This is a genomic window from Metasolibacillus sp. FSL K6-0083 (genome assembly GCF_038630865.1).
GTDB lineage: Bacteria > Bacillota > Bacilli > Bacillales_A > Planococcaceae > Metasolibacillus > Metasolibacillus fluoroglycofenilyticus.
In genome coordinates this window covers 2,827,518-2,853,789 of the sequence record NZ_CP152046.1, presented here as the reverse complement: position 1 = coordinate 2,853,789, position 26,272 = coordinate 2,827,518, and the positions used below count along the sequence as shown (strand labels likewise).

The window sequence follows — 26,272 nt, the reverse complement described above, 5'->3', positions numbered from 1 at the left end:
TTATTAATATCTTCTCTGATTTAGTGGAAGGAAATCAATAAAGAGGCTGGAGCTTTTCATCAAGACTTAGGTATCTTCGATGCATTAAAAAAATAGTACATATTTCCTGAATATTGATTATTTCAAAAAAAATTGTCTGAAAAGCAGTGCTTCCGCACACTTTTCAGACAATCCTATAGCCCTTTATTTTAATGGAACATTCCCTTATTTTCTTTTCCTGTTAGCTTTTCAATAGAAATTTCAAAAAGTTCAATTTTCGGTAAAATTGGATAACCTTCACGTTCAAATGTCCATTGTGGCTTACCGTATTTCGCCATTAATCGGTCAAAGAACAATGCTTTTTCAGCCTCTTCCTCAATGCGAGTAGCAGTACCAAATAGGACAACACTTGTGTACACTAAAGCAGACTGGCATGCGTACTTTTTACCAGGCTGTAATTCGCCCATTTCACTCACTTCGATGCTCACTTTATTATTGCTCTTTAAATTATTCCAGAAATGGCTTTCATGAATATTGCCAATATGCAAATAGAGCTTACCGCCACCTTCATATACATAAACAAAAGGAATGACATACGGATAGCCTTCCTCATCTACAGTTGCAACGTGAGCAACCTTTCCTTTTTTCAAGAGCTCTTGTGTTTCTTCTGTTGAAATTTCTACGCGCTTGTTTTCAATTGAACCTCGCAATTACTCCACCCCCTAAAAGATATATAAATTATACATCTTTCAACTCCTTTCGTATAGATTTCCTTAATGCGCCTTTATACAAAAGGGAAGGCTTCAAGCGCCGGACATAAGGAGTTGTCCGAAAAGTCCATTTTGTTTTGACATCGTATTGAAATAAATGTTTTCATCGCTTCCCTTTTACTGAAGCATAACGCTGCTAATGCCAATGTTCATCCCATTTTTAAAAGAGGCGTTCTCTGTTTATAGCAATCAACATTTTGCGAAACATCATCGCTACTATCCAAAATGCCGGCTATGCACGGCTTTCTGGACGGCCCCCTTCTACAATTTTGGGCGACACTTAATATAGCAATGAGGGCTGTCCGAAAAAATATATCTTTTCGAGCAGCCCTCTTTAATTATTCATTATTCATTTTTTGTTTGTGTAAATACATTTGACGATCAGCTATGTTTAATAACTGCTTTACTGTCACACCGTCTTGTGGGAAACATGCATAGCCAATACTTGTTGTGATGGAAATAGACTGGTCCTCAATAATAAAGGGCTCTAGTAATAGCTCGTGGATTTTTTCGATTTGCTTATCATGTTGCTCGGCGGATGAAAGGTTTTCGACTAATAGTACGAATTCATCGCCACCAAGGCGCGCAAAAACAGATTGTTCATCCGTTAATTGTTGACATCGCTCTGCCACCATTTGTAATAGTTGGTCCCCTTGCGTATGCCCAAAGCTATCATTGACCGATTTAAAGCCATTCAAATCTAAGAAAAATAATGTGAACCTTGCATCTTCTTGCTTAGTTAAACTTTCGATTCGATCAACAATAAATTTTCGATTTGGCAAATTCGTTAAGCTATCGTAAAAAGCAAAACGTTCCAAGCTCTTTGTAAAGCCAATTGAATTTTGTAATGATTTATTTAGCTTACGAATGCGCTCATAATGATTTGTCACATCATGAATTTCTAGCATTACATATACTTGATTGTCCAATTCAATATGCCTTACTAACATATTTTGACGCAGCTTTTTTGTATTTTCATGCTCACAATCAACAAAATACTCATGCATTGCGGCTGAGCAAAAGTTTTTTTGCTTATTCAGAAGCGCTTTTTCGAACATTGAAATATATAAACTTTTATTTAATCGTGGAATAACCTGTGTCACCTTTAATCCTTTGACATCTCGCTCATCTTGACCTGTAAACTTTTCTAACCAGTTATTCCATAGTTGAATATTCAATTGCTCATCTAGCAAAATTATCCCGTTGTCCAACTGATTAATAATAGTCAAATATAAATTATTCATCTACGTCCCTACTAATCTCATCCACTTTTTGTATTAAAAACTCTATAGACTCTAATGAGAATTTAATTAAAATGAGGCCGATTACTTCGGATTCGTCTACGCTGAAATTAACATATAGTAATAATATGTTACTTTCCTGTGTGTTGAAGAATGTTTTGCTAAATTCCCCTTGTTCATGCAAAACAACTTGTGGCACATCGTAATCTAACTTCATTTCAAGAAGGCTTCCCATGCCTCCCATTATTGCATTCAATATAATATTGCCAATTTCCTTAACTACATCAAAATCCTCATCGCTAAAAGAGGATTCTTCAGTTTCCATTATATATTCCTCACCTAAACAAAGTGCAGTCACATATTTAATTTGCTCCGTCGGAAAAATAAATTCAGCTCTACCAGAGAAAACGTTACCAAATTTCAATGAAGTAGACAAAATTGTACCATTTAAAATGGGGATTAAATTTTCTCTATCTTCGTCATTTAAGTCGTTAATTACTATCAATTCCACTTCTGGAACAGATAGGTAAATTCTTTTTTGGAGAATTTCTGATAATAAGCTAGCTGCTTCACCGACAAACACATTGTACATTTCTTTTAATACATCTTCTTGTGTAGTTGTAAGCATGGATCTCACCCTTCTATCAATGGCTTGATGTCCACAAGCTTGTCAGCATTTATCGGTTTATTAATAAACGCTAACGCTCCAGCAGCTATCGCTTCTTCACGAACTGTTAATTGCACATCAGCTGAAAGTACAATAATTCTAGCATCTGGGAATTTTCCAATAAGCTGTACAATTGCTTCCTGTCCAGTCATATTCGGCATTAATAAATCCATAAATACCAAATTAGGTAAAAAGGTCCCATATTTTTCTATACATTCAACACCATCATCTGCAGTCTCGTAAACAGCCTCTGGATATATTGATTTTAATGTTTTTATAGTTACTTTTTGAGAAAATGCAGAATCATCAACAACAAGTATTTTCATAAAATTCCCCTTCTCCTCTATACTTATTGTTTAATGATAACACATCTATTAGTCATTTTAAATCATACTAATACAACATTAACAAAAACGCCACCATTTAGTAGGAAAATAACACTACTATGAAAATATTACCAAAGGCCTTATTACTTACTATCGACATTACTCATCGTTTTCAAATCATAAAAAATAAGCTGATAGAAATGCAAATGTCTACTTGCATTTCTATCAGCTTTAATAACCTATGCGTTCGCCTTACTTAATCGACCACTATTCACTACGATAGCTTCTGCCTCTTCTGTTCCTTCAAACTCATTTTCAGATTTTGAAACAGCGACACATGCTACACCATTTCCAATTAAATTTGTTACAGCACGCGCCTCTGACATAAAACGATCGACACCAATTAATAAAGCAATTCCTTCTACTGGAATCATTGGGAATGCCGCTAATGTTGCAGCTAGTGTAATAAAGCCTGAGCCCGTTACGCCTGCCGCCCCTTTAGATGTAATCATTAAAATTCCTAATAAAGTAACCACTTGTACCCAAGTTAAATCAACACCGTAGGCTTGCGCAATAAATAATGCCGCCATTGATAAGTAAATGGATGTACCATCTAAATTGAAAGAATAACCTGTTGGCACAACTAATCCAACTACTTGCTTCGAACAGCCTAAACGCTCTAATTTATTCATCATAGATGGAAGTGCTGATTCGGAAGATGATGTACCGATTACTAAAAAAATCTCTTCTTTTAAATACGCAATAAACTTAAATATGCTAAAGCGGTAATAGTATGCAATTGACCCTAAAACAAATACAACGAATAAGAACATCGTTAAGTACACAGCTACCATTAGTAAACCTAACGATTTTAATGAGCTAATACCGAATGCCCCGATTGTATAAGCCATCGCACCGAACGCACCGACTGGAGAAATACGCATAACGATGCCAACAATTTTGAAAAATATTTCTGACACCTGCTCAAAAAATGTGATAACAGGACGTGATTTTTCACCGAGCGCTGCAGCCGCAACCCCGAATAATATTGCCGCAAATAACGTTGGCAGTAATTGCCCATTGGCAATTGCGCCAATTACGTTCTCAGGAATTATATTATATAAAAACATCATAATCCCTTGGTCCGATTCCTGTGCCGCAGATGTATACTTTGAAATATCTGCATTTGCCGCCTTTGACGTATCGATACCTGCACCCGCATTAATAAAGTAAGCAACAGCAATACCGATTGCAAGGGCAATTGTTGAGACGATTTCGAAGTAAATCAATGCCTTTCCGCCAATGCGTCCCACCTTTTTCATATCTCCCATGCCGCCAATACCAATGACAACAGTCAAGAAAATAATTGGCGCAATTAACATTTTAATTAGCTTGATAAACATGTCTGCTAAAATCTTTAAGCTTGCACCGAACTCTGGCCAAATTGCCCCAACAATAATTCCTAAAATAATTGCAAGAATTACTTGTACCGTTAAATTTTTAAGCCATTTCATTTTATTTCTCCGCTCCCCTTCGCTAAGTAATCGCTTTCTTTTTTCATAATGTTATAGGCAAAGGTTGCGAAAAAAAAGATTTTGAATTTAAAAAACTTAACGTTTATTATGTTCAAATATTCTAAAAATAAGGAAGATTACCGATATATCAGCGTTTTTTCTGTTATATAAACATCCTTGGTAATTCTTTTTTGTTATAATACAAAACAAAAAACTATACTTTTGGTCAAAAAGTACAGTTTTGGTCATTTCGTTCAATTGTTTTCTATGTGCTCAAGCAGTAATTTATAATAGGTTACATCTATTTCTTTCTCGTAATAATAATAAATAGGAGCGAGCCTCTCCTTCCACTCTGTCTTCTCCTCAGCTGTTAAAGAATAGATATTTACTTCTGGAAGGGATTCTAGCTCCCGCAAGCTATCATTATTAATTTCGACACTCACATCAAACTGCCAATTGCGCATCTCGTTTAACGCATCCATAATATGCTGCTGAATTTCCCCGTCTAAGCTATCCCAAAAGGATTCATTCATTAATACAGCATAACCTAAAATACCATGATTAGAGAGCGTAATATTTTTCTCATACGTATGAAAACCTTTCGAATAAATGTTGGAAATCGTATTTTCCTGAGCTTCTACACCCTTTCTTTCAATTTCATAATAAACATTTCCAAAGCTTGTCGTAATTGGTACAGCATCTAGCAATTGAAATTGATGACGCAGTAAATCACTTGCCATTATGCGTATACGTAAACTAGTAAAATCACCCGTCTCACGAATTAATTGCTCATTGGCTGCAATTTGCTTAAAGCCATTATGCCAAAAGTCTAAACCTTTAATTTTCTTCTGCTCTAATTCATCTAGCAACATAGTTTTTAACTCACTTTTTTCATACAAAGACTTAATTTGCTGCTCATCTTCAAAAACAAATGGTAAATCCAGCACTTGCCATCTAGGTAATAAATCTGTCATTTTAGAGAAGGTTGGTGCAATCATTTGCACCTCGTTTTTTTGGAGTGCCTGCAGCTCTGTTTCATCATTGTATAAAATGCCATTGGGATACACTTGTACTAAAACACGCCCATTTGTCTTTTCCTTTACAAGCTCAGCAAATTTAGCCGCAGCAAGCCCTTTCGGTGTATTTTCAGCTACAACATGGCTAAAATGAATAATTATTTGCTCCTGCAAGCCAATCTGCTCATCATCATAAGGAAGCGTTACAATATTAAATATATTTTGTCGATATCCGATAATACTTGCTAGTATAATTAATAGAGCAAGTGCTATTGTAATAAAATATTTCATTCGAACGAATCTCCAATAAGATTTTTTACATAGTATACCTTGTCGCAATGAAGAAAAAAAGGAGGAGAGGCTATGCGCAATTTAACTATGCATCAAAAAATTGTTTTAATGACCTTTTTTATTATTTCCTTCTCCTTTTTAATTGCAGGTATTTTTGTGATTAGCAATTTATTGAATGAGCAAGAAAAGGATTATAATCAGCGTGCGATGCTCATTGCCCGTACAGTTTCAAATATGCCTGATATTGTACAGCAGCTTGAAAAAGGGGGCCCAGATGCAATTAAGCTAATTAATCATACAGTTGAAGAAGTGCGCGTTATTAATATGGCGGAATATATCGTGGTCATGGATATGAATCGTATCAAATACTCCCACCCTGCTTCAAGCGAGCTCGGGAAAAAGAGTGAATCTGAGGACTTAAATCCTGCCTTTAGCGAGCATTACTATATTTCGAAAGCAAAGGGCGACATTGGTATTATGATTCGCGCCTTCGTGCCCATTTTAAATGAGCATAAAAAGCAAGTAGGGGTAGTCATTGTCGCTTATGCAATGCCTACACTATATAAAATTTTCTCGGACAACGCTACGGAAATCATCATTACTATTTTATTGTCGATGTTATTTAGCATGTGGGGCGCGTCTATTTTAGCAGGTCATATTAAAAAGCGTATGTTTAATCTCGAGCCCGAGGAAATTGCTAAATTATATGTTGAACGCCAAGAAACATTTAATGCCATACAAGATGGTATTATCGCGGTTGATAACGAGATGACGATTACAATATTTAACGCCAAAGCAGGCAGTATTCTAGGTAAATACGACGACCCTAATGAATATATCGGAAAAAAAATATATGATGTATTACCAGATACTCGCCTACCGGAAATCGTTCAAATGGGGCAGCCTATTTATAATCAGGAGCTTTATATTAATAAGCATAGTATTTTAAGCAACCGTATTCCTATCCAAGTGGAGGGGAAAATTGTTGGTGCTGTTGCTATTTTCAAGGATTTAACAGAGGTACGGAAGCTTGCTGAGGAGCTAACAGGTGTTAAAGCATTTGTACAAGCCTTGCGTGTTCAAACACATGAGCATAAAAATAAACTACATACAATTGCTGGTCTGTTACAGCTCGGTAATACGAGCCAAGCGCTTGAATATTTAAAGGTCACACAGGAAAATGAAACTTCGATGACGCAATTTTTACAGGAACGCTTTTTACACGAGCATATTTCTGGTCTGCTTTTAAGTAAAATTAGCCGTGGTAAAGAACTAGATATCGTTGTCGAAATTGATGAGGAAAGTAGTTTAACACGTTTCCCACCATTTTTAGACCATCATGATTTTGTTGTATTAATTGGAAACTTAATCGAAAATGCCTTCGACGCTTTACAGCAAGTAGAGCGCGCAGAAAAGCATATTTTGCTATCAATTGCTGAGCATGATGGTTTATTAGCTATTATGGTAAGTGACAATGGCATTGGAATGTCAGAAGAGGTGCGGCAGCGCATATTTGAAAATGGTTTTTCTACAAAAAAGACCGATAATCATGGCATCGGGCTGCACCTTATTGCAGAAATTATTAAAAAGGGGCATGGTTCTATTGAGGTGACGAGTACACCTAATATAGCAACAAGCTTTATTATTTCGTTTGAAATGGAAGGTGAACAATAAATGGATATAATCAATGTTTTACTTATAGAGGATGACCCAATGGTACGAGAGGTAAATCGGCAATTTATCGAGCGAGTCGAGAATTTCCAAGTTATCGGCATGGCTGCAAATGGTATCGAAGGGTTAGAAAAAATAAGGGAACTAAAGCCCGCGCTCGTCTTTATGGATATTTTTATGCCAAGCTTAGATGGCATCGAAACATTGCGACAAATACGACAGCAAAATATTAAAGTCGATGTCATATCCGTCACAGCAGCAAATGATGTACCGACTATTCAGTCAATATTACATCTCGGTGTGTTCGATTATATTATGAAGCCGTTTACCTTTGAACGCATGGAACAAACATTAAAAAACTACCGCCAATTCAAACGTGCTGCCAACTCCTCTGAAGGGCTGACACAGCAGCAACTAGATTCCTTCATGCGCAATGAGTCAGCTACGGTGGCAGAGCCTGCTAGCAAGCTAGACAATTTAGAAAGTTTACCTAAGGGCTTAAACAAGGCAACATTGTTTAAGGTGTTGCAATATTTAAAAACAGAGCCAGAAGGAGCTTCTGCTGATAAAGTCGCCTCCGCTATCGGCGTTGCTCGCGTAACCGCCAGACGCTATCTCGATTTTATGGAGAAGCAGCAGCTTATCCAAGTCGAAATCCGTTATGGCAGCGTCGGTCGACCGACAAATCATTACTATATTGATTAACAAATAATCCACGCCTATTAAAGAAGCGGTTTTTTACAACCTCTATAGGCGTGGATTTTTATTATACATTCGATGATTTTCAATCAAATGAGACACGCAGCCCCATGAATCAGCTTTTTACAGACTATTATTTCTTCATTCGTTTCAAGTATTGAAGTAAAGGTCTAGCAGTTAATTAAGACGTAATAAAATCATTGAAATCCGGCTGTGCCCCTTCTCTAGTTACGACATATGCCGCTACCTTTGTTGCAAACTCAATAGCCTCTCTTAAAGCATACTTTCTGTGAAGCGCTACTGTGATTGCTCCTACAAATGAATCACCAGCTCCCGTTGTATCAACGGCTTGCACTTTATCTGCATAGACAAAGCCCTTTTCATCGTCACTACAGTAATAGCAACCTTCTTCACCTAGTGTAACAATCACACATTTAGCTCCCCTTGCTTTAAGCTTTTCTACTGCTTTTTCAACCGCATCTAAACTATCTATATCCATATCAGCCAAAGTCGCTAGTTCATTTTCATTCGGTATTAATATATCTATATTTGCAATTAGATTATCACTTAATTGCTGTGCTGGAGCAGGATTCAAAATAATTCTTTTCCCTAAGCTTCGACCGATTTCCGCAACATGCTCAATGACCTCTAGAGGGATTTCTAACTGCATTACAATCATTTCACAATCATTAAAAATATCCTTAGTCATTTGCTCAGGAATTAAATGATAATTAGCTCCGGCATATAGTACAATGCTATTTTCACTACTGGCAGCCACTTGTATTAATGCTTGGCCTGTTACACCATTTTGAGTAATGTATTGTGTATTTACTTTAGCAGTCTCTAAGTTTTGAATCGCTTGTTTACCATAATCATCTTGCCCGACATTTCCTATCATTAGCACTTCTTCACCAAGCTTGCTTATTGTTGTAGCTTGATTAGCTCCTTTTCCTCCAAAATACACTGCCACATCTGTACTATGAATCGTTTGTCCCGGCTTTACGATATGAGGTACTTTGTATACTAAATCAATATTAATGCTACCTACTACTGCTATACTCATATTATCACCGCTCATTCTGTAAATTCCACACGCTTCTGCATTTCATTCAATATTTTCGTTTGTTCATAAACCATTTTATAGCATTCAAAATACTTCATATATAATTCATGATTTTCTATATTGGGATTATACACTTTTGTCTTTTTCACATAGTTAGAAGCCGCCTCATTATACGAGGCTACCCACTTTATCCCCACTGAGGCTAGCATAGCCGCACCCAATGCTGGCCCTTGCTCCTTAGCTAAAGTATAGATAGGCATACCAAATATATCAGCTATTATTTGTAGCCAAAGCTCGTTTTTTGCTGCACCACCAATACATACAATATGCTGGATTTCCGTCCTATGCTGCATGACTAAATCAAAACATTGCTTTAATGAAAAAGTAACCCCTTCCACCACCGCTCGGGTGAAATGTGCTTTCATATGCGTATTTTTCATTCCGATAAAGCTTGCTCTTACTGTAGAATCTCCATAGGGTGTACGCTCACCAAATAAATAGGGTGTAAATAATAAACCACTAGACCCTATAGGTACTTGCTTCATTTCATCAAGCAATTCATCGAAACTTTGCTGTGCAGCAAAGTTTTCACGATACCATCTTAAACTTTCCCCCGCAGCAAGCGTTACACCCATCATATAATGCGCATCTTTTTTCACATGTGCAAACGAGTGTATAAAATTCCCTGCATAACTCAATTTAGTCCCCAATGTTAACACAACACCTGATGTACCGATACTAATTAATGCCGCTGACGAATCTACAATTCCAGCACCTAAAGCACCACACGCATTATCCGCACCTCCTGCATAAACAGGAATCTCCTTATCCTGTCTAAATATTTCTCGATATTGTGGTAATAAGAATCCTGCTAAGGCATTGGATTCTATTAATGGTGGACAAATCGTTATAGAAAGCCCTATACGCTCACATATTTCCTTACTCCACTCCAGTGTATCCATATTAAGCAAAAGTGTCCCTGCCGCATCGGAGTATTCCATATGTAAGCTCCCAGTTAATTGTAAGCGCAAGTAATCTTTTGGTAATACAAATACATGTAGTTGTTCATAATTTAGAGGCTCATGCTCTTTAATCCATAATAATTTTGGGAGAGTAAACCCTTCTAGTGCGTCATTTTTAGTAATACTATATAAGCTTTCTCCTAACAATTCTTCTAACTCTCTACATTGCTTTGTCGTGCGCGTATCATTCCATAAAATCGCATTTCGAATAGGCTTTAAGCGCTTATCAAGCATGACTAGCCCATGCATTTGACCTGAAAATGAAATACCCTCTACTTTTATGTTTTCATCTTTCTGTAAAAGCTCATGCAAGCCCTCTATCGTCTGCTTTACCCAATCATCAGGATTTTGCTCTACATAGCCATCCTGCAATTCTATAAGTTCATATGCTTTTATTGTTTGCCCAACAATATCTCCATTCTTATTCATCATGATGATTTTTACAGCACTTGTACCTAAATCAATTCCGATTACTACCTCTTTCATGAAAAGTCACCTCTAGGATAAAAAAGTGCCAGCTAGTTTACTAAAAACTTTACTGACACTTTGATGAATTATTTTGAATCTGACATATAAACATCTACTAGTATTTCTGGTTCAGGCTTTGTTCCATCCTTTAAGAAAGCATCTACATAATTAACAGCTTCTTTACCGATAAATGTAAAGTCTTGTACGGCTGTTACAGACATTTTTCCTTCCTCGATTAAATCATATGCTTCTTGTGCGCCATCAAACCCGATAACGATAATGCCATCCTTATCTCGACCAGCCGTTTCAATTGCACGCACTACACCTACAGCCATCGTATCATTTTGGGCAAATACCGCATCAATATCATCATGCTTTGCTAATAAATCTGACATTGCCGCTTCTGCTGGAGCCATTGAAAAATCACCAACTACCGTATCTAAAATAGTAAACTTACTATCTGAGTTTTGAGCTGGATCAATAACGCTTAAAAAACCACCGCCACGTTCGCGTTGAGGAGCTGTTCCCATCACCCCTTCAATATGCACTACATTTCCACCTTCAGGTAGTTTATTAGCTAACCATTCACCCGTTAATTCGCCGCCCTTCGTATTATCCGTTACTAAATACGATAAAATTCCATCTATATTTACTTTACGATCAACTGTAACAACTGGAATCCCTTGTGCAATGGCTTCTTTTAAAGCATTTGCCGTAGAGTCCTCATCACCAGGATTAATGACAATCGCTGAGACACCTTTTTGTAAAGCATCCTCTACTTGAGATGGTTGCTTCGATGCATCATTTTGACCATCATAGACAATTACTTCATAGCCTAATGACTCAGCCTGTTCTTTTACGGCATCACGTAAAACATGGAAAAATGGATTCCCTAAATCAGCCATTAACAAAGCAAGCTTTTTATCTCCTTCTCCAGAAGAGCCTTCACTGTTACACGCTACTAAAAAGACCATTAATACTGCTACCATGAATAAAGAGTACAATTTTTTCATAAACATTTCCCCCTAAAGTTTAATTTATCTAGAACTTTTGCGGTCTAAAATAACCGCAATAAGTATAACTAGCCCCTTTATAACTTGCTGATAGAATGATGAAACGCCAATAATATTTAAACCATTATTTAGCACACCAATAATGAGTACCCCAATTAATGTTCCAAAAATTCTACCTCTACCACCTGCTAAGCTTGTGCCACCAATTACAACAGCTGCAATTGCATCTAATTCATACCCAGCACCCGCAGTTGGTTGTGCAGAGCTTAAGCGCGATGTTAAAATAACCCCTGCTAAAGCTGCCATCGCACCGCTAATCACATATACTAGCGTTTTTGTCTTAATTGTGGAAATCGAGGATAGCCTCGCTACCTCCTCATTCCCCCCAACTGCATAAACACCGCGTCCATATACTGTTTTTTCAATTAAAATATATAAAACGATAAATGCAACTAGAAAAATAATCATCGGCAAGGGTAGCCCAAGAAGCTTTCCTTGACTAATAAAGTCTAAAAATTTTGCATTTGTCGTTACACCCATTGCTGGAATTCCATCTGAAATAATAAGAGTAATCCCTTGGAACATCGTCATCGTAGCTAACGTAACAATGAAGGCTTGAAGCTTTATTTTTGCTACAAGAAAACCATTGAATAGCCCCAATCCCGCACCTAAAAGGATAACAATGATAATCGCTATAACATCAGGTGTTCCACCTAAAATTAATAAACCTAATACCATGCCAGATAAACCTAAAATAGCACCGACTGATAAATCAATTCCCCCTGTCAAAATAACAAAGGTCATACCTAATGCAATCAAACCATTGATTGAAACTTGTCTAAATATATTCAAAATGTTATATGTAGTTAAAAATTTAGGATTCATTACTGAAATAATTATTACTAGCAGTAGTAAAACAATTACCGTCCCGTATTTATCATAAATCGCTCTAGCTTTAGCCATTCTTCCTCACCCTCTCGTTGCAAAATCCATAATATTTTCTTGATTTGCTTCATCCCGTTCAAAAATTTTTACTAATCTCTTTTCTCTCATTACAGCAATACGGTCACACATACCTAAAACCTCGGGTAGCTCACTTGACACTAAAATAATGGCAACACCAGCGGCTTTTAAATCGTTGATAATTTCATAAATCTCCTTTTTAGCACCAATATCTACACCTCGTGTCGGCTCATCTAAAATAAGAATGGAAGGATTCGTATGCAACCACTTTGCAATAACTACCTTTTGTTGATTTCCTCCTGATAAATTAGCAATTTTACTATTCGAAGAAGCCATTTTTATATTGAGCTTCTTTTTGTACTTCTCCATTTCGGATAACCTTTTCTTATCGCTAATAAAATTTGATGTCGTAAAATCCTTTAATGCAGATAACATTAAATTTTCACTCACGCTGAAATCCAATATAATTCCTTCATTTTTTCGATCCTCAGTAATAAAGCCTATCCCCAAGCTTTTTGCTGTTTTGGGTGAATTAATTTTTTCCTCTTTACCCCTAATATAAATTTTCCCTTTGGCAGCAGGGCAGCTTCCAAAAATGGCGTGCATTACATCTGTACGTCCAGCACCCATTAGCCCAGAAAAACCTAATATTTCACCTGCCCGCACTTGGAAGCTAACATTTTCAAATCTCCCCTCCAACGTTAAATCTTTTGTTTCTAACAAAACTTCTCCCGGCTCGCGCTCAAGTCGTGGGAAACGTTCGCTTAAGTCATAGCCGACCATCATTTTAACGATTTCATCAAAGCTTGTATCCGCTTTCTTTTTTTCCCCTATAAATGTGCCATCTCGCATTACTGTGATGGCATCACATATTTCAAAAATCTCTTCCATGCGATGCGATATATAAATAAAGGACTTCCCTTGTGATTTAAGCTGTCTGATTACTTGGAAAAGCAATCGAATTTCTTTCTCTGTTAAAGCTGCTGTCGGCTCGTCCATAATAATCAGCTCTGCATCTAATAATAATGCTTTAGCAATTTCTACTAACTGACGTTTGCCGACAGAGATAGATTTGATACTTATACTCGGGTTTACTTCTAACCCAAGCATTTGCAATTTTTCAGTTGCAAGCTTCTCCATTTTTTTCTTATCAACAAAGCCCCAACGATTGGTAATTTCTCTACCTAAAAACATATTGTCCACAATGCTCATTTCATTCAGCACATTTAATTCTTGATGTATAAAGGCAATTTTAGATTTCTCGCTGTCTTTAATCGAATGAATTTGAGCCACCTCGCCATTAATTCGAATTTCTCCTTCATCCTTTGTATAGACACCTGTTAAAATTTTCATTAATGTCGATTTTCCAGCCCCATTTTCCCCCATAAGCGCATGTACCTCTGACGGTCTTACATGAATTTGAGCATGTTTTAATACTTTCACTTCATCAAAAGATTTTTTAATATTCGACATGACTAATTCCAATACTGCCACCCCCAAAATATCGCTATTTGCAATAAATCATTCCATTCCTATTGTTGATTTTCTAAAAATTAATTTTGTATCAACCATTACTTTTATACTCATTTCTTCTTCACGAATTAAAGAGTTGAGCCTTCTTACAGCCATCGCTGCCATTTGTTGCTTATCCACATGAATAGTTGTCAGTTCTGGCGTAATAACAACAGATTCATTGATATTATCGAAGCCAATCACCGAAACTTGCTCCGGTACACGTATACCCATATCTATCAATGACTTTATAGTACTAATAGCTAAATAATCATTTTCACAAAGCAAAGCAGTTGGTGCATTACCTTCTTGTTGAATTTCCTCTATCCACTTTTGAAAGGAGCGGTTTATACCGATATGATTTGAAGTCAATTGATATTTGACAAAGCTATTATCCAAACCATAACGTTCAACTGCTTGTTTGAAGCTTTCTTGTCGTTCATCTAAATTTGGAATGCGCTCCTCAGATTTGATATAACCCACGTTTTTATGCCCTAAATCAACTAAATGTTGCACTGCTTGGAAAATCCCCATGCGATTATTCATAACAACAAAATCAACCTCTAATTCAGGTACCAATGTATCTAACACTACTAATTTACTAAACTGATTTTTAATTAATAAAATCTGCTCTTTTGTAAGATTTGTACCTAGTAAAATAACTCCATCTTGGTCTGCTGCTGTGTATTCAAATTTATTTTCTAATAAACTTTTCAAATCCATTGTTGAAAGAGTAAGTTCACACCCAAATTGAGCACATTGCTCCTGCACACTTTGAATTAATTCACTAAAAAAAGGTTTTTTCTCATACTGTTCTTGCATAAATGATGTATCTGTTACAACTAAAAATCGTACTGTTAGTTTACTAAATTTCATCTTTTCACTAGTACTACTTTTATGCATATAACCATTTTCATCTGCAATTCGTAAAATTTTATCTCTCGTCTTTTCACTAATACCTTTTTTACCATTCAAAGCTAAAGAAACAGCTGATTTTGATACATTCGCTAATTTTGCAATATCTTCTATTTTCATCATTTTATCACCCAATTATTTATTCTCTTTAATAAATTAACATAATAATCTGAATTTTAAAAGTGTTTTTTACTAATTATTTTAGTTTTATTTTAGTTATTTTTTAGTTAATAGCTAAACTATTTTTATTGTCTAATTATTCCGATAATGATAGAATCAAAATTAACTTGGTTCAACACACCCAATTTCACAGTGTTGAACCATTAAATTATGTCGAGGGGGTTGACATGTATGGAGAAAGTAGTTCTAGGTTATGCACCTACACGTAGAAATGTCTTTAGTGCTGAAGACGCTCAAAGGTATAAGGAGTTAATTTTAAATAAAATTCATTCCTTTAATTTAAACATTGAAATAGTTGATTTAGAAGGAATAAATAAAGAGGGGCTTTTATATGGCGATTTAGATTGCGAAGAAAAGATTGTTGAACGCTTTACAGAGAAGAAGGTTGATGCACTATTTTTCCCTCATTGTAATTTTGGAACAGAGGATAGCGTTGCACGGGTTGCAAAAAAGCTGAATAAACCTGTATTACTCTGGGGACCGCGCGACGAAGCACCATTAGAAAACGGCATGCGCCTACGCGATACACAATGCGGACTTTTTGCAACAGGTAAAATACTTCGTCGCTTCAATGTCCCATTCTCTTATATTGTCAATAGCTCTGTCGAGGATATTGTTTTTGAACGTGGCTTCCGTACTTTTATCGGTGCGGCTAATGTGGTGAAGCAATTCCGTTCGTTACGCATTTTACAAATTGGACCACGTCCTACAGATTTCTGGTCTGTTATTTGTAATGAAGGTGAATTATTAGAAAAATTCGGCGTTGAATTACATCCTATTACCCTAGAAGAAATCAAACGCCAAACAAATAAAGTTGAAGCTCAAAATCCTCCAGAATTATTAGACGCTATCGCCTATGTTCAGAAGCACCTTACTGCTATCGATGTCGAGGAGGAGCATATCCGAAAAATTGGCGCTTTAAAAGTAGCTATGAAAAATTTAGCGGAGAAAAATAAATGTTCTGCAATCGCTATACAATGCTGGTCATCTTTACAAGATGCAATCGGTATTATGCCTTGCTTGGCAAATGCCATTTTGACAGATGAACAAATTCCTGTAACTTGTGAAACGGATATTCATGGCGCAATTTCTTCAGTTATGCTTCAAGCAGCAGCGCTTAATGAACGTCCTACCTTCTTTGCAGATTTAACAATACGCCATCCTGAAAATGATAATGGTGAATTACTATTCCACTGTGGAAACTTCCCCGTTTCTTTAAGTGTAGAGGAAGAACCTAGATTGCAAAAACATTTCTTATTTGATTCACATGCACCGGGCACACATGAAGGTGAAATTAAAGGTGGCGAAATGACATTAGCTCGTTTTGATGGCGATCACGGGGAATACTCTTTATTCTTTGGTAATGCCCGTGGCATTTCAGGTCCTTATACGCGAGGCTCTTGGGTATGGGTTGAAGTTGATAATTGGCCATTATGGGAGGAAAAACTTGTAACCGGACCATATATTCATCATATCGTTGGTATACATGCAAGCGTTGGGGCAGCTCTTTATGAAGCGTGTAAATATATTGATGGATTAACTCCAGATCCAGCAACACCTAGTGAAGATTATATTAAAGCATGGTTGAGAGGAGAATTTTAAGCATGGATATTATTAATTTAAAAATAAAAGCTGCTCAAATTCGAATAGACCTTATGCAAATGATTACGAGAGCGCAAGCAGGTCATACTGGGGGCTCTTTAAGCAATACGGATATTTTAACTGCACTCTATTATAAAATAATGAAGCATTCACCAGAAAATAGTAAGCTAGAAAACCGTGACCGTTTTATTGCAAGTAAAGGGCATTCTGTCGAATCACTTTGGTGCATTTTAGCTGATTTGGGTTATTTTCCGAAAGAAGAATTGGAAACATTTTCCCAATTTGGTTCTAGATTAATAGGTCATCCAAACAATAAAGTACCAGGAATCGAAATGAACACAGGTGCTTTAGGGCATGGGCTATCCATCAGTGTAGGTATGGCATTAGCAAGCAGACGTGAGCAAATAGGCTACAAAGTTTACTGTTTAATGGGTGACGGTGAACAGGCTGAGGGCTCTATATGGGAAGCTGCCATGGCTGGGGCGCATTATAAGCTAGGGAATTTAGTTGGCATAGTAGATATGAATGGGCTGCAAATTTCAGGCAGTACATCAGATGTCCTTTCCTCTGATCCCCTTAACGAGAAATGGGCAGCCTTTGGTTGGAATGTGATAGAAATTGACGGAAACTGCATGGAGCAGCTCGTCGCAACTTTTGAAGCCATTGATTCAACAAGCGATAAACCAACATTAATTTTAGCGAAAACTGTTAAAGGTAAAGGAGTTAGCTTCGCTGAAAATCAAGTGGGCTGGCATCATAAAGTACCAACAGAGGAGCAGCTACAGTCAGCCGTAGCAGAACTGCAACAACAAATCGACAGCTATCGAAAGGAGCTAGTAGCTAATGAATACAATTCCTAATAGACAAGTTGTATGTGACACACTTTTAGAATTGGCTAAAAAAGATTCTTCTATTTATGTATTAGCAAGTGATTCCAGAGGCTCTGCTGCAATGGGACCCTTTGCCGAAACTTATCCCCAGCAGTTTGTTGAGGTTGGCATCGCAGAGCAGAATATTGTTGGTATTGCGGCTGGTCTAGCGCACAGCGGTAAAAAGCCTTTCGTTACTTCCCCCGCCTGTTTTTTAAGTATGCGGAGCATTGAACAAATTAAAGTCGATGTTGCCTACTCTCAAACAAATGTAAAGCTAATCGGTATTAGCGGTGGTATTAGTTACGGTGCACTAGGTATGTCACACCACTCTGTACAGGATTTTGCAGTGACTCGAGCGATTCCCGATTTAACGGTAGTCGTACCTGCTGACCGTCACGAAACAAAGAAAATGATTGAAGCTTTAACAAACTATGAGCAGGGGGCCTATATGCGAATTGGACGTAATCCGGTAGCCGATGTGTACGACTCTGATAATTTCGATTTTGAAATAGGTAAGTCTATTCAACTTGCAGAAGGTAACGATGTAACAATCATCGCTTGTGGTGAAACCGTCAAAATTGCACTTGATACGAGCAAAAAGCTAGCGAAGTCTAATACTCACTGTAGAGTAATTAATATGCATACAATCAAGCCATTAGATACAGCAGCGATTATCAAGGCTGCTCAAGAAACAAAATATATCGTAACGCTTGAGGAGCATTCAATTTACGGCGGCTTAGGCTCCGCTGTTGCAGAAGTTGTTGTACAATCACAGTCCGTTCCAATGAAAATATATGGTATCCCTGACGAGCCTGCTATTGCAGGTAAAACGAAGGAAGTATTCAATCACTATGGGCTAAATGCCGAGCAACTAGCAGAGGATATTACAGCATTTTTAAAGAAGGCTGATTAAAATGGGTAAATTTATTTTAACTATCGACCAAAGCACTTCCTCAACAAAAGTATTTCTTGTTGATAAGAAAGGAAATATTGTTGATAAATTGGGGCTTGATCATCGGCAAATATATCCACAGCCTGGATGGCTTGAGCATAATCCTGTGGAAATCTATCAGAACCTCTTGCAGCTTTTCCATGAATTAGTGGAGAAACAGCAATTAAAAAATGGAGATGTCGAGGCAATTTCAATAACGAATCAGCGCGAAACCTGCTTACTATGGGATCAAGAGGGGCAGCCAGTGCAAAATGCAATTGTTTGGCAATGCAATCGTACAGCTCCTCTTTGTCAGCAATTAATTGAAGCTGGACATCATGATATGATTGCAGAAAAAACGGGCTTATTGATTAATCCTTATTTCTCTGCTACAAAACTCCAATGGCTACTACAAGCATATCCCAGCATGCAGCAGCCTTATTTTGGAACAATGGACAGTTGGATTATTTATAATTTAACAAATAAAAAAGTACATGCTACAGATTATACGAATGCAAGCCGTACCCTACTATTTAATATTCATACACTCGATTGGGATTCGGAATTAATCGCATTATTTAATGCGGATAATGCAAAGTTGCCTAAAATTTTAGAATCAGATGCTGCATTCGGCAGTACGAATGATTTACGTTTGCCCGAAGCACTGCTTGCTATTCCTATTTACGGTGTAATTGGTGATTCACAGGGGGCTTTATTTGCTCAAGGCTGCTTTAAAGTCGGTATGGCAAAAGCTACATTAGGCACGGGTACATCTGTCTTGATGAACATTGGCAACAGCCCCATCCCTGTTCAAAATGGACTAGTAACAACCGTAGCCTGGAAGCTTAAATCAGAAATTAATTATGCTTTAGAAGGTATTATTTATAGCACTGGTGATACCATTTCATGGGCAAAAAATAATTTAGGTTTATTTAAAAATTACAAGGAATTGATGGAGATTCTAGAAAATACACCTTCGAGTGAGGGGGTTGTTATTATTCCAGCTTTTCACGGTATGGGCGCACCGTACTGGAATAGTGAAGCGAAAGCCGCTATCTATGGGCTAAGTCGCAGCTCTTCAAGTGCCCATATTATAAGAGCATGTATTGAAAGTATCGCACACCAAATTCGAGATGTAACACAATTAATTACAAAAGAATCAGCATTAACGATTCAGGCACTACGCTGTGACGGTGGTGCGACTTCAAATCATTTTCTTATTCAGGATTTAGCAAATTTCCTACAACTAAACATTAAAACAACAGATAAAATGGACCTTTCCCCTCTCGGAGCAGCATTTATTTGTGGTCTTGCTTTAGGCTGGTGGGATTTACGAACGATTGAGAATCAACTTATAACTTATCGCAGTTTTAATCCAACTTGGGATTCTCAAAGAGCTATTCAAAAGAAAAAGCAATGGGACAGTATTGCTCAAAATTTAAACTTATTTTATTAATTGCGACCGCATTTTCCCATCTTTTTGTTATCATATAACGAGAGGATAATTGCAGGGGGATTGTTTATGAATATTTTTGAATACCAGCAGTGGATTACTGCATTTTATAAGGAACGCAATTGGTATCAGCTAAGTCCATTTATTCGCGTAAACTTTTTAACGGAGGAAGTTGGCGAAGTTTCAAGAGCTATTCGCACAATTGAAATTGGGCGTGACCGTCCAGATGAAGCGGCATTAACTAAAACAGAACAAATTGACAATTTAAAAGAGGAGCTTGGCGACGTGCTCGATAATCTTTTTATCTTGGCAGATAAGTATGATATTGATTTAACCGAAATTATGATTAGCCATAAAGAAAAGCTCATGAATCGATATAAAGAAACCGTCTGAAAAGCTTTTTTGAGAAGAAGATTGTGACAGCTCTCTCCTATCGCAAAGAGGTCGTCTCAAAATGATTTTTCAGACGACCTCTTTATTGTACCGAAAGTATACAGATTTATTCCATATTTTTATGTGAGCCATCGCATGTAGGCATACGCTTGGAATAGCCGCAGACGCAATCGCGCAAACCTTTGCCGTTTAAAATACGCGGCATATTTTTTTCGATGCGTGCTATCTTCGTTTTAGATTGCTTCGCTTGGGCAAAATGATAAATGTATTCTCTTTGCCTACCTGGCGTTAGTGCCTCAAAAGCCTTTTGGAAGATGGCATCTTCCTCAAATTTGCTTTGTAGCTCCTCAGGCATTTCGATTTCCGCTTCTTTTTTCACTTCTACTTTTAAGCCTGCCTCTTCAATTTTAATGGCTTCGTTAATATATTCCTTTATAGTCTGCTCAAGTGCCTGTATTTCCTGTAAATTTTTAAAGCGAATTTGGCGTGCTGCTTGTACCTTTTCTGTTTGCTGCACTAAAATACCTGCTGGGTCTGGCAATAATGCCCCTTTATGTAGCAATAGCGCACAATATTCTTTAAAGCCATGGATGAGTACGACATTTTTATTGCGCTGCGTATAGCACGGATGCATCCATTTGAAATCCTCGGTTAGCCCGCAATCTAACAGCATTCCCCTCAATGCTTCAAATTCCTCTTTCCATGTGGTCACATTGCTTAAAAATTCATCTACCTTTGGATTTAGCTTGCTTTTATTCATTCATTAACACCTCACAAAAATATTATTTAAACCTCAATATGTTTTCTTTAAATAAGTATTTCCAAAAATAGGGAATTACAATTCTTTATAATTGATTTACAATTTCGTTAGGAATAAAGATAGTATTCTTATTATATTATAGATAAAATTAAACTAGTTAGCACATGATGCATAAGATTATTTGACCATATTTTACAGTAAAGGGGGATATTTCATGAATCAGCTATTCAAAAATCTTAAAATTCGTTCTAAAGTAAGTGTTATCATCTTTATTACTGTTGTGTTTCTTTTAATCATAGCAGCCCTTAATTATATGAATAGCTCTGCTAATATGGAGCGTGCTGTTCATAATGAAATGTCATTAACACTTGATAAAACAGCCGAGTCAGTATTAACGAAGCTGAACCTGCACTCGCAAATGATGCTAAGCACCAAATCTTCCTTTGAAGCTAAAAGTGAATTCATGACAAGAGAAGAAGCAAAAAAGTATTTTGAAAAAGTGCTACCAATTAATCAGGAAACATTTGGAATGGGCATCTGGTTTAATACAAATATTTTAAATGAGTATTTCGGGCCGTATGCTTATAAAGAAGGAAATGAAATCGTCTATACAACTGTTTATGAAGATGCCGATTACGATTATCCTTCAACAGACTGGTATCAACTAGGGCTTGATTCTAGCGATGTTGTTTGGACAACTCCTTATTTTGACGAAGCACTTCAGCAAACATTTATTACAGCGGCTGTGCAAATAACAAGAAATTCAGTGCCTATTGGTGTTATATCAGGCGACTACGTACTAAACTCTATTCAAGAAATTGTTTCTGACGTCAAAATAGGCGATAGTGGCTATGCATTTTTGGTAGACTCAGACGGCTTATTTTTAACGCATCCTGATATAAACAAAGTAAACTCAACAACTATAGAGGAATATTTATCCATATCAGTAGAACAAATCACTCAGGAGGACGGTTCCTTTACCGCTGAAATAGACGGAGAGTCCTATATAGTTTACTATCAAAAAATTGCTGGTATGCCATGGAAAGTAGTGTTAATAGCATCAGTAGCAGAAATGTACGCCCCATTACAAAAATCTTTAACGCAACAAATATTAATTAGTGGCCTTTTATTATTATTAATTGTCGCAACTATGACTATAATTAATAAATATATTACAAAAGGAATTGACAGAATAAACAATCAACTAGGTGTCTTATCTACTGGAGACTTAACAAAACATGTAGTTGTTGATTCTAAAGATGAATTTGGGGAAATGGCCACTTCCTATAATACAACAATAGATTCTCTTAATCATATTATGAACAATATTCACTACAGCTCCGAAACTGTTGCGGCTACTTCAGAGCAGCTAACCGCTAGCGTCAGCGAAGTACATACTTCTATAACGAGTGTAGCAACATCAATGACAGAAATGACGGAAAATAGTGCAAATCAGTATGAAATGAACGAGTTATTGAATAAGCTAACAGTGAATATTACAGAAAATATGGAGAAGTTTTCAGAAACTTTACAAACGGTTGTAGAGAGCTCCTTATCAACAGTAAAAGCCGCAACAAATGGCGCTTCACAAGTACATGATTTTATTTCTGAAATAACCCATCTTCATGGGCAAGTCGAAGCAAGTGCTGAGCTAATTGTCAATTTAAAAGACGAGTCTCAAAAAATCGAAATGATGAGCACACTTATTTCATCAATTGCTGACCAAACGAATTTATTGTCCTTAAATGCCGCGATAGAAGCTGCAAGAGCTGGAGAATCAGGCAAAGGCTTTGCCGTAGTTGCAGGGGAAGTAAAAAAACTAGCTGAACAAACTGGTGATACATCTAATGAAATTGCGGCAATGGTGCGAAAAATTCAAACAGAAATAGCAACAGCCGTTGCTATGATGGGGAAAAGCAAAGAAATTGCTGAATCAGGCATTGTGTCTGTACAACAAACAGGCATAATTTTCGAAGACATTGAAGCGTCTATCAATAACTTAAAACAAATGATTGATGTAACGAATAAACATACTGCACAAGTATTTTCTGAACTACAGGCTATTGCCTCCATCGTTAACGATTTACGAGCGCAATCAGCTACTACAAATGAGCATACACTCAGTATATCAGCTATCACCGAAGAGCAATCAGCAACAATGGCTGAGATGGCCGATGCATCTGAGCAATTAGCGCAGCTAGCCCAAACACTACAGCTAGAAGTAGCTCGTTTTCAAACCGCAAAATAGAAGGGGACTTCCCCTATGAATTAATCTTTGAAGCTTCCTCAACAATATTAAAAACATACTAACATTAGTAGTAGAAGTGAAGGAAAGTTGAACAAGCTCCTAGGATCATTTTAGAATCCGTATTAAAAACCGGCTGACTTCACACCCTTATTTGAATCAGTTTAGTATGTGGGATTTGATATTATGCGTTATCAATCGGGTAACACACAGTATCGTGATCGTATCAATAAAAGAGGAAATAAGAAGCTACGAAAGATTTTATTTTTTATGATTTGTACGATGATTACGTTACGGAAAAAGACTAACAATCATCTGGTAGATTATTACGATAAATTAAAAACGCAACCTCAGAGAAAGCCTCATAAGGTTGCGATTGTCGCCTGTATCAATAAGTTTCTGAAAATGACGTTTCAGTTAATGACACAAGGCATTCTGTACGATTATGAGTCCGCACTACCAGCTCAGAAATCGTAACCAAAGTAAATTAACTATAGCACAATGACCTTTCGAAAAAAAGAAAATTCGTGAGGTCTCTTTGGTATGCGCAATTTTTTTGTGAGGGTCGGGATACCCCCACCCTCACAAAAAAATCTTTTCAAAACTTTAATTATTTTCTTAAAAGCTATTGACTGGAGGTAAGAAGGGAGTTGTCCGAAAAGTCCATTTTGTTTTGACCTCCGCATGGAAATAAATGTTTTCATCGCTTCCCTTTTACTGAAGGATAACGCTGCTAAAGTCAATGTTCATCACCTTTTTAAAAGAGGCGTTCTCTGTTTATAGGAATCAACATTTTGCGAAACATCATCGCTACTGTCCAAAATGCCGGCTATGCACGGCTTTTTGGACAGCCTCTTTTCAATGAATACTTCATCTTCTTACACTTTAAATCTTTGAATTTGTGCTTGCAAATCCTGCGCATTATCACTTAAGTTCACTGCTACACCACTTACTTCTTCCATAGTAGCAGCCTGCTCCTGCATAGCTGCTACTACCATATCAATATCAGTAGCGGACTCTATCGCATTCGTGGCAATCTCATTTACAGATGCCGACACCTGCTCTGCACTTGCTGATAATTGCTCGGAAGTAGCCGAAATATCTTCAATCTGCTCTGTCATATTCGTTACTGCTTCCTCAATTGCGTGGAATGCTTGTCCCGCCTGATTGATAATTTCAACCCCATCCTTAACAGATAGAAGAGAATGATTTACGGCAGCTTCAACACTGCCTGTATCAGATTGAATTTCTGTTGTTAATGTAACAATTGTATTGGCAGAGCTTTTTGACTCCTCTGCAAGCTTACGCACTTCATCTGCTACAACTGCAAAGCCTTTCCCATGCTCCCCTGCGCGCGCAGCTTCAATTGCGGCATTTAATGCAAGTAAATTTGTTTGCTCTGTAATATCTGTAATGACCTTTGTCATTTGGCTAATTTCTTCTGTTTGCTTCGATAGCTTTTGTACAAGCTCATTTACTTCTGTTGTAGAACTATTAATCATTTCCATTTGCTGCTTCGCTTTATTAATAATGACGCTACCATTTGTAGCTGTTGCACTTGCATCTACAGAGCTTGTCTGCAAGTCCTGCGCGGCTTCAGCGATGCGTTGTACACCAACAGCCGTCTCTTCCATTGCTTTTGCGCTTTCATTTGCAGCATTAGAAGCTGTTCGTGTGATTTCAGCGGTATTTGATGCACGATTTGTCACATCTGTAGTTGTTGCGGTCACTTCCTCTGTACTCGCCGAGAGTTGCTCTGCTGCTGCACTTAATTGCTCCGAGTTGGATTGTACATTGCCAAGCAGACCTTTCAAATTATCCTTCATTAAATTGAAGGCTGTGGCAAGCTGACCAATCTCATCCTTCGTTTGTACTGGAATATCTGGCTCCGTTAAATCCCCTTGTGCAATTACATTTGTCGATTCAACTATTCTTACTAACGGTTTTGTTATAGCTCGCTTAACGAAAATAACAAGACCGATAGCAATTAATACTGCTACAATGACTAAAATAATCGAAGTAGTTTTAGCAATGGTAATTGCTGTTGCCGACTGCTTTGAGATTTCATTCAACTTCCCATCTTGATATACCACCATTTGATCTGCAATGTTTAAAATTTCTGTGTTAATTGTCTGTAACTCATTATTTACAATATCTTGAGCTTTACTAATATGACGAGCTTTAATAGTAGCTAAAAATGTTTCAGCAGTAGCATTAAATTGCTCAACTTTTTCCTGCATATTTTTATGATGATTTATCATCGTGTCGGTTTTGAATAAACCTGATAGCTCATCCATTTTATCTTGTAATAATTGCTGATTCGCAAAAAATTTCTCTTCATTTTCCTTTGTAGCTTTTAATGCGATAGCACGTACATAAGCCCCTTGCGCAGCTATGCCGAAACGTATATCATCAACAATGCGAATTTGGACAACTCGATTTTCAAGCGCCTCTTCCATCTTCTTATCAACATTACTAATATTTATTAACCCTGATATTACTATAATAAAAAGTAAAAAAATAATTGAGAAAAATACGATATTTAACTTCTTACCAACACTCATTTTCTTCCTCCTTCACAGTATTAACCTTCTATATTATGCCAACCATTTATATGTTGTGCAATAATGCATTCGTATGAGAAGATTTAGCTCACATTACACCTCTCATTATTACGGACCTATATAATAGATAAAATTTTCCTAA

Annotated in this window: 22 protein-coding genes and 1 pseudogene; 9 read left to right on the top strand and 14 right to left on the bottom strand. The window is 37.0% G+C overall.

The features are described from left to right. Positions 1-188: 188 nt before the first annotated feature. From MHB51_RS13395 to MHB51_RS13370, 6 genes are all read right to left on the bottom strand, one after another. On the bottom strand, positions 189-689 hold the full coding sequence (locus MHB51_RS13395) for a pyridoxamine 5'-phosphate oxidase family protein (protein ID WP_342558353.1): 501 nt from the start codon (positions 687-689) through the stop codon (positions 189-191). A 398-nt stretch (positions 690-1,087) separates the two neighbouring features. Continuing rightward, the gene (locus MHB51_RS13390; RefSeq protein ID WP_107943430.1) at positions 1,088-1,993 is read right to left on the bottom strand and encodes a sensor domain-containing diguanylate cyclase; all 906 of its coding nucleotides are present in this window, start codon (positions 1,991-1,993) and stop codon (positions 1,088-1,090) included. Continuing rightward, a complete protein-coding gene (locus tag MHB51_RS13385) occupies positions 1,986-2,618 on the bottom strand; it encodes a hypothetical protein (protein WP_066165392.1) in 633 nt (210 codons plus the stop codon). The genes MHB51_RS13390 and MHB51_RS13385 overlap by 8 nt, the downstream gene beginning before the upstream one ends. Before the next feature lie 5 nt (positions 2,619-2,623). Next, positions 2,624-2,983, bottom strand: a complete 360-nt coding sequence (locus MHB51_RS13380) for a response regulator (RefSeq protein ID WP_342471705.1) — start codon at positions 2,981-2,983, stop codon at positions 2,624-2,626. Between the two features lie 239 nt (positions 2,984-3,222). Then, positions 3,223-4,497, bottom strand: coding sequence for a dicarboxylate/amino acid:cation symporter (locus tag MHB51_RS13375; RefSeq protein ID WP_066165386.1), 1,275 nt, complete (start codon positions 4,495-4,497; stop codon positions 3,223-3,225). 254 nt (positions 4,498-4,751) lie between these two features. Next, entirely contained in the window at positions 4,752-5,804 is a 1,053-nt protein-coding gene (locus tag MHB51_RS13370) for a DctP family TRAP transporter solute-binding subunit (RefSeq protein ID WP_342558352.1), read from the bottom strand. 72 nt (positions 5,805-5,876) lie between these two features. On the opposite strand from MHB51_RS13370, the gene MHB51_RS13365 reads away from it, so the two are divergent. Both MHB51_RS13365 and MHB51_RS13360 read left to right on the top strand, forming a co-directional pair. Further along, positions 5,877-7,478 (top strand): sensor histidine kinase, encoded by a 1,602-nt coding sequence (locus MHB51_RS13365; RefSeq protein ID WP_342471704.1) that lies wholly within the window; start codon positions 5,877-5,879, stop codon positions 7,476-7,478. Further along, on the top strand, positions 7,479-8,180 hold the full coding sequence (locus MHB51_RS13360) for a response regulator (protein ID WP_342558351.1): 702 nt from the start codon (positions 7,479-7,481) through the stop codon (positions 8,178-8,180). A gap of 175 nt (positions 8,181-8,355) precedes the next feature. Here the strand turns inward: MHB51_RS13360 and rbsK are convergent, their stop codons facing one another. The 6 genes from rbsK to MHB51_RS13330 form a co-directional block, all read right to left on the bottom strand. Further along, on the bottom strand, positions 8,356-9,237 hold the full coding sequence (gene rbsK, locus MHB51_RS13355; RefSeq protein WP_342558350.1) for a ribokinase: 882 nt from the start codon (positions 9,235-9,237) through the stop codon (positions 8,356-8,358). Positions 9,238-9,248: 11 nt separating this feature from the next. After that, positions 9,249-10,745, bottom strand: coding sequence for a xylulokinase (xylB, locus tag MHB51_RS13350; RefSeq protein WP_342558349.1), 1,497 nt, complete (start codon positions 10,743-10,745; stop codon positions 9,249-9,251). Between the two features lie 68 nt (positions 10,746-10,813). Continuing rightward, the gene (locus MHB51_RS13345) at positions 10,814-11,740 is read right to left on the bottom strand and encodes a sugar ABC transporter substrate-binding protein (RefSeq protein WP_342558348.1); all 927 of its coding nucleotides are present in this window, start codon (positions 11,738-11,740) and stop codon (positions 10,814-10,816) included. Between the two features lie 24 nt (positions 11,741-11,764). Then, on the bottom strand, positions 11,765-12,703 hold the full coding sequence (gene rbsC, locus MHB51_RS13340; RefSeq protein WP_066165370.1) for a ribose ABC transporter permease: 939 nt from the start codon (positions 12,701-12,703) through the stop codon (positions 11,765-11,767). Positions 12,704-12,709: 6 nt separating this feature from the next. Next, complete coding sequence (locus tag MHB51_RS13335) at positions 12,710-14,188, bottom strand: sugar ABC transporter ATP-binding protein (protein ID WP_107943436.1); 1,479 nt, start codon at positions 14,186-14,188, stop codon at positions 12,710-12,712. A gap of 36 nt (positions 14,189-14,224) precedes the next feature. After that, positions 14,225-15,253, bottom strand: a complete 1,029-nt coding sequence (locus MHB51_RS13330) for a LacI family DNA-binding transcriptional regulator (RefSeq protein ID WP_342558347.1) — start codon at positions 15,251-15,253, stop codon at positions 14,225-14,227. Positions 15,254-15,481: 228 nt separating this feature from the next. Here MHB51_RS13330 and MHB51_RS13325 point away from each other — a divergent pair, with 228 nt between their 5' ends. The 5 genes from MHB51_RS13325 to MHB51_RS13305 all read left to right on the top strand — a co-directional run bounded on the left by MHB51_RS13325 (position 15,482) and on the right by MHB51_RS13305 (position 20,561). Further along, positions 15,482-16,912 carry an L-fucose/L-arabinose isomerase family protein gene (locus MHB51_RS13325; RefSeq protein WP_066165366.1) on the top strand — a complete coding sequence of 477 codons (1,431 nt, stop codon included), beginning with the start codon at positions 15,482-15,484 and terminating at the stop codon, positions 16,910-16,912. 2 nt (positions 16,913-16,914) lie between these two features. Continuing rightward, a complete protein-coding gene (locus MHB51_RS13320; RefSeq protein WP_342558346.1) occupies positions 16,915-17,772 on the top strand; it encodes a transketolase in 858 nt (285 codons plus the stop codon). After that, positions 17,756-18,697, top strand: a complete 942-nt coding sequence (locus MHB51_RS13315; RefSeq protein ID WP_066165360.1) for a transketolase C-terminal domain-containing protein — start codon at positions 17,756-17,758, stop codon at positions 18,695-18,697. The genes MHB51_RS13320 and MHB51_RS13315 overlap by 17 nt, the downstream gene beginning before the upstream one ends. Before the next feature lies 1 nt (position 18,698). Then, positions 18,699-20,171 (top strand): glycerol kinase GlpK, encoded by a 1,473-nt coding sequence (glpK, locus tag MHB51_RS13310; protein ID WP_342558345.1) that lies wholly within the window; start codon positions 18,699-18,701, stop codon positions 20,169-20,171. Positions 20,172-20,237: 66 nt separating this feature from the next. Continuing rightward, the gene (locus MHB51_RS13305) at positions 20,238-20,561 is read left to right on the top strand and encodes a MazG-like family protein (RefSeq protein WP_066165354.1); all 324 of its coding nucleotides are present in this window, start codon (positions 20,238-20,240) and stop codon (positions 20,559-20,561) included. Positions 20,562-20,667: 106 nt separating this feature from the next. Here MHB51_RS13305 and MHB51_RS13300 read toward each other — a convergent pair whose 3' ends face one another. Continuing rightward, positions 20,668-21,321, bottom strand: a complete 654-nt coding sequence (locus MHB51_RS13300; RefSeq protein WP_066165350.1) for a DUF1801 domain-containing protein — start codon at positions 21,319-21,321, stop codon at positions 20,668-20,670. A 214-nt stretch (positions 21,322-21,535) separates the two neighbouring features. On the opposite strand from MHB51_RS13300, the gene MHB51_RS13295 reads away from it, so the two are divergent. Beyond that, a complete protein-coding gene (locus tag MHB51_RS13295; RefSeq protein ID WP_342558344.1) occupies positions 21,536-23,569 on the top strand; it encodes a methyl-accepting chemotaxis protein in 2,034 nt (677 codons plus the stop codon). A gap of 168 nt (positions 23,570-23,737) precedes the next feature. Then, a pseudogene (locus tag MHB51_RS13290) lies at positions 23,738-24,043 on the top strand (transposase); the annotation flags it as partial. Positions 24,044-24,444: 401 nt separating this feature from the next. Here the strand turns inward: MHB51_RS13290 and MHB51_RS13285 are convergent. Continuing rightward, the gene (locus MHB51_RS13285; protein WP_107943441.1) at positions 24,445-26,130 is read right to left on the bottom strand and encodes a methyl-accepting chemotaxis protein; all 1,686 of its coding nucleotides are present in this window, start codon (positions 26,128-26,130) and stop codon (positions 24,445-24,447) included. Positions 26,131-26,272: the final 142 nt, after the last annotated feature.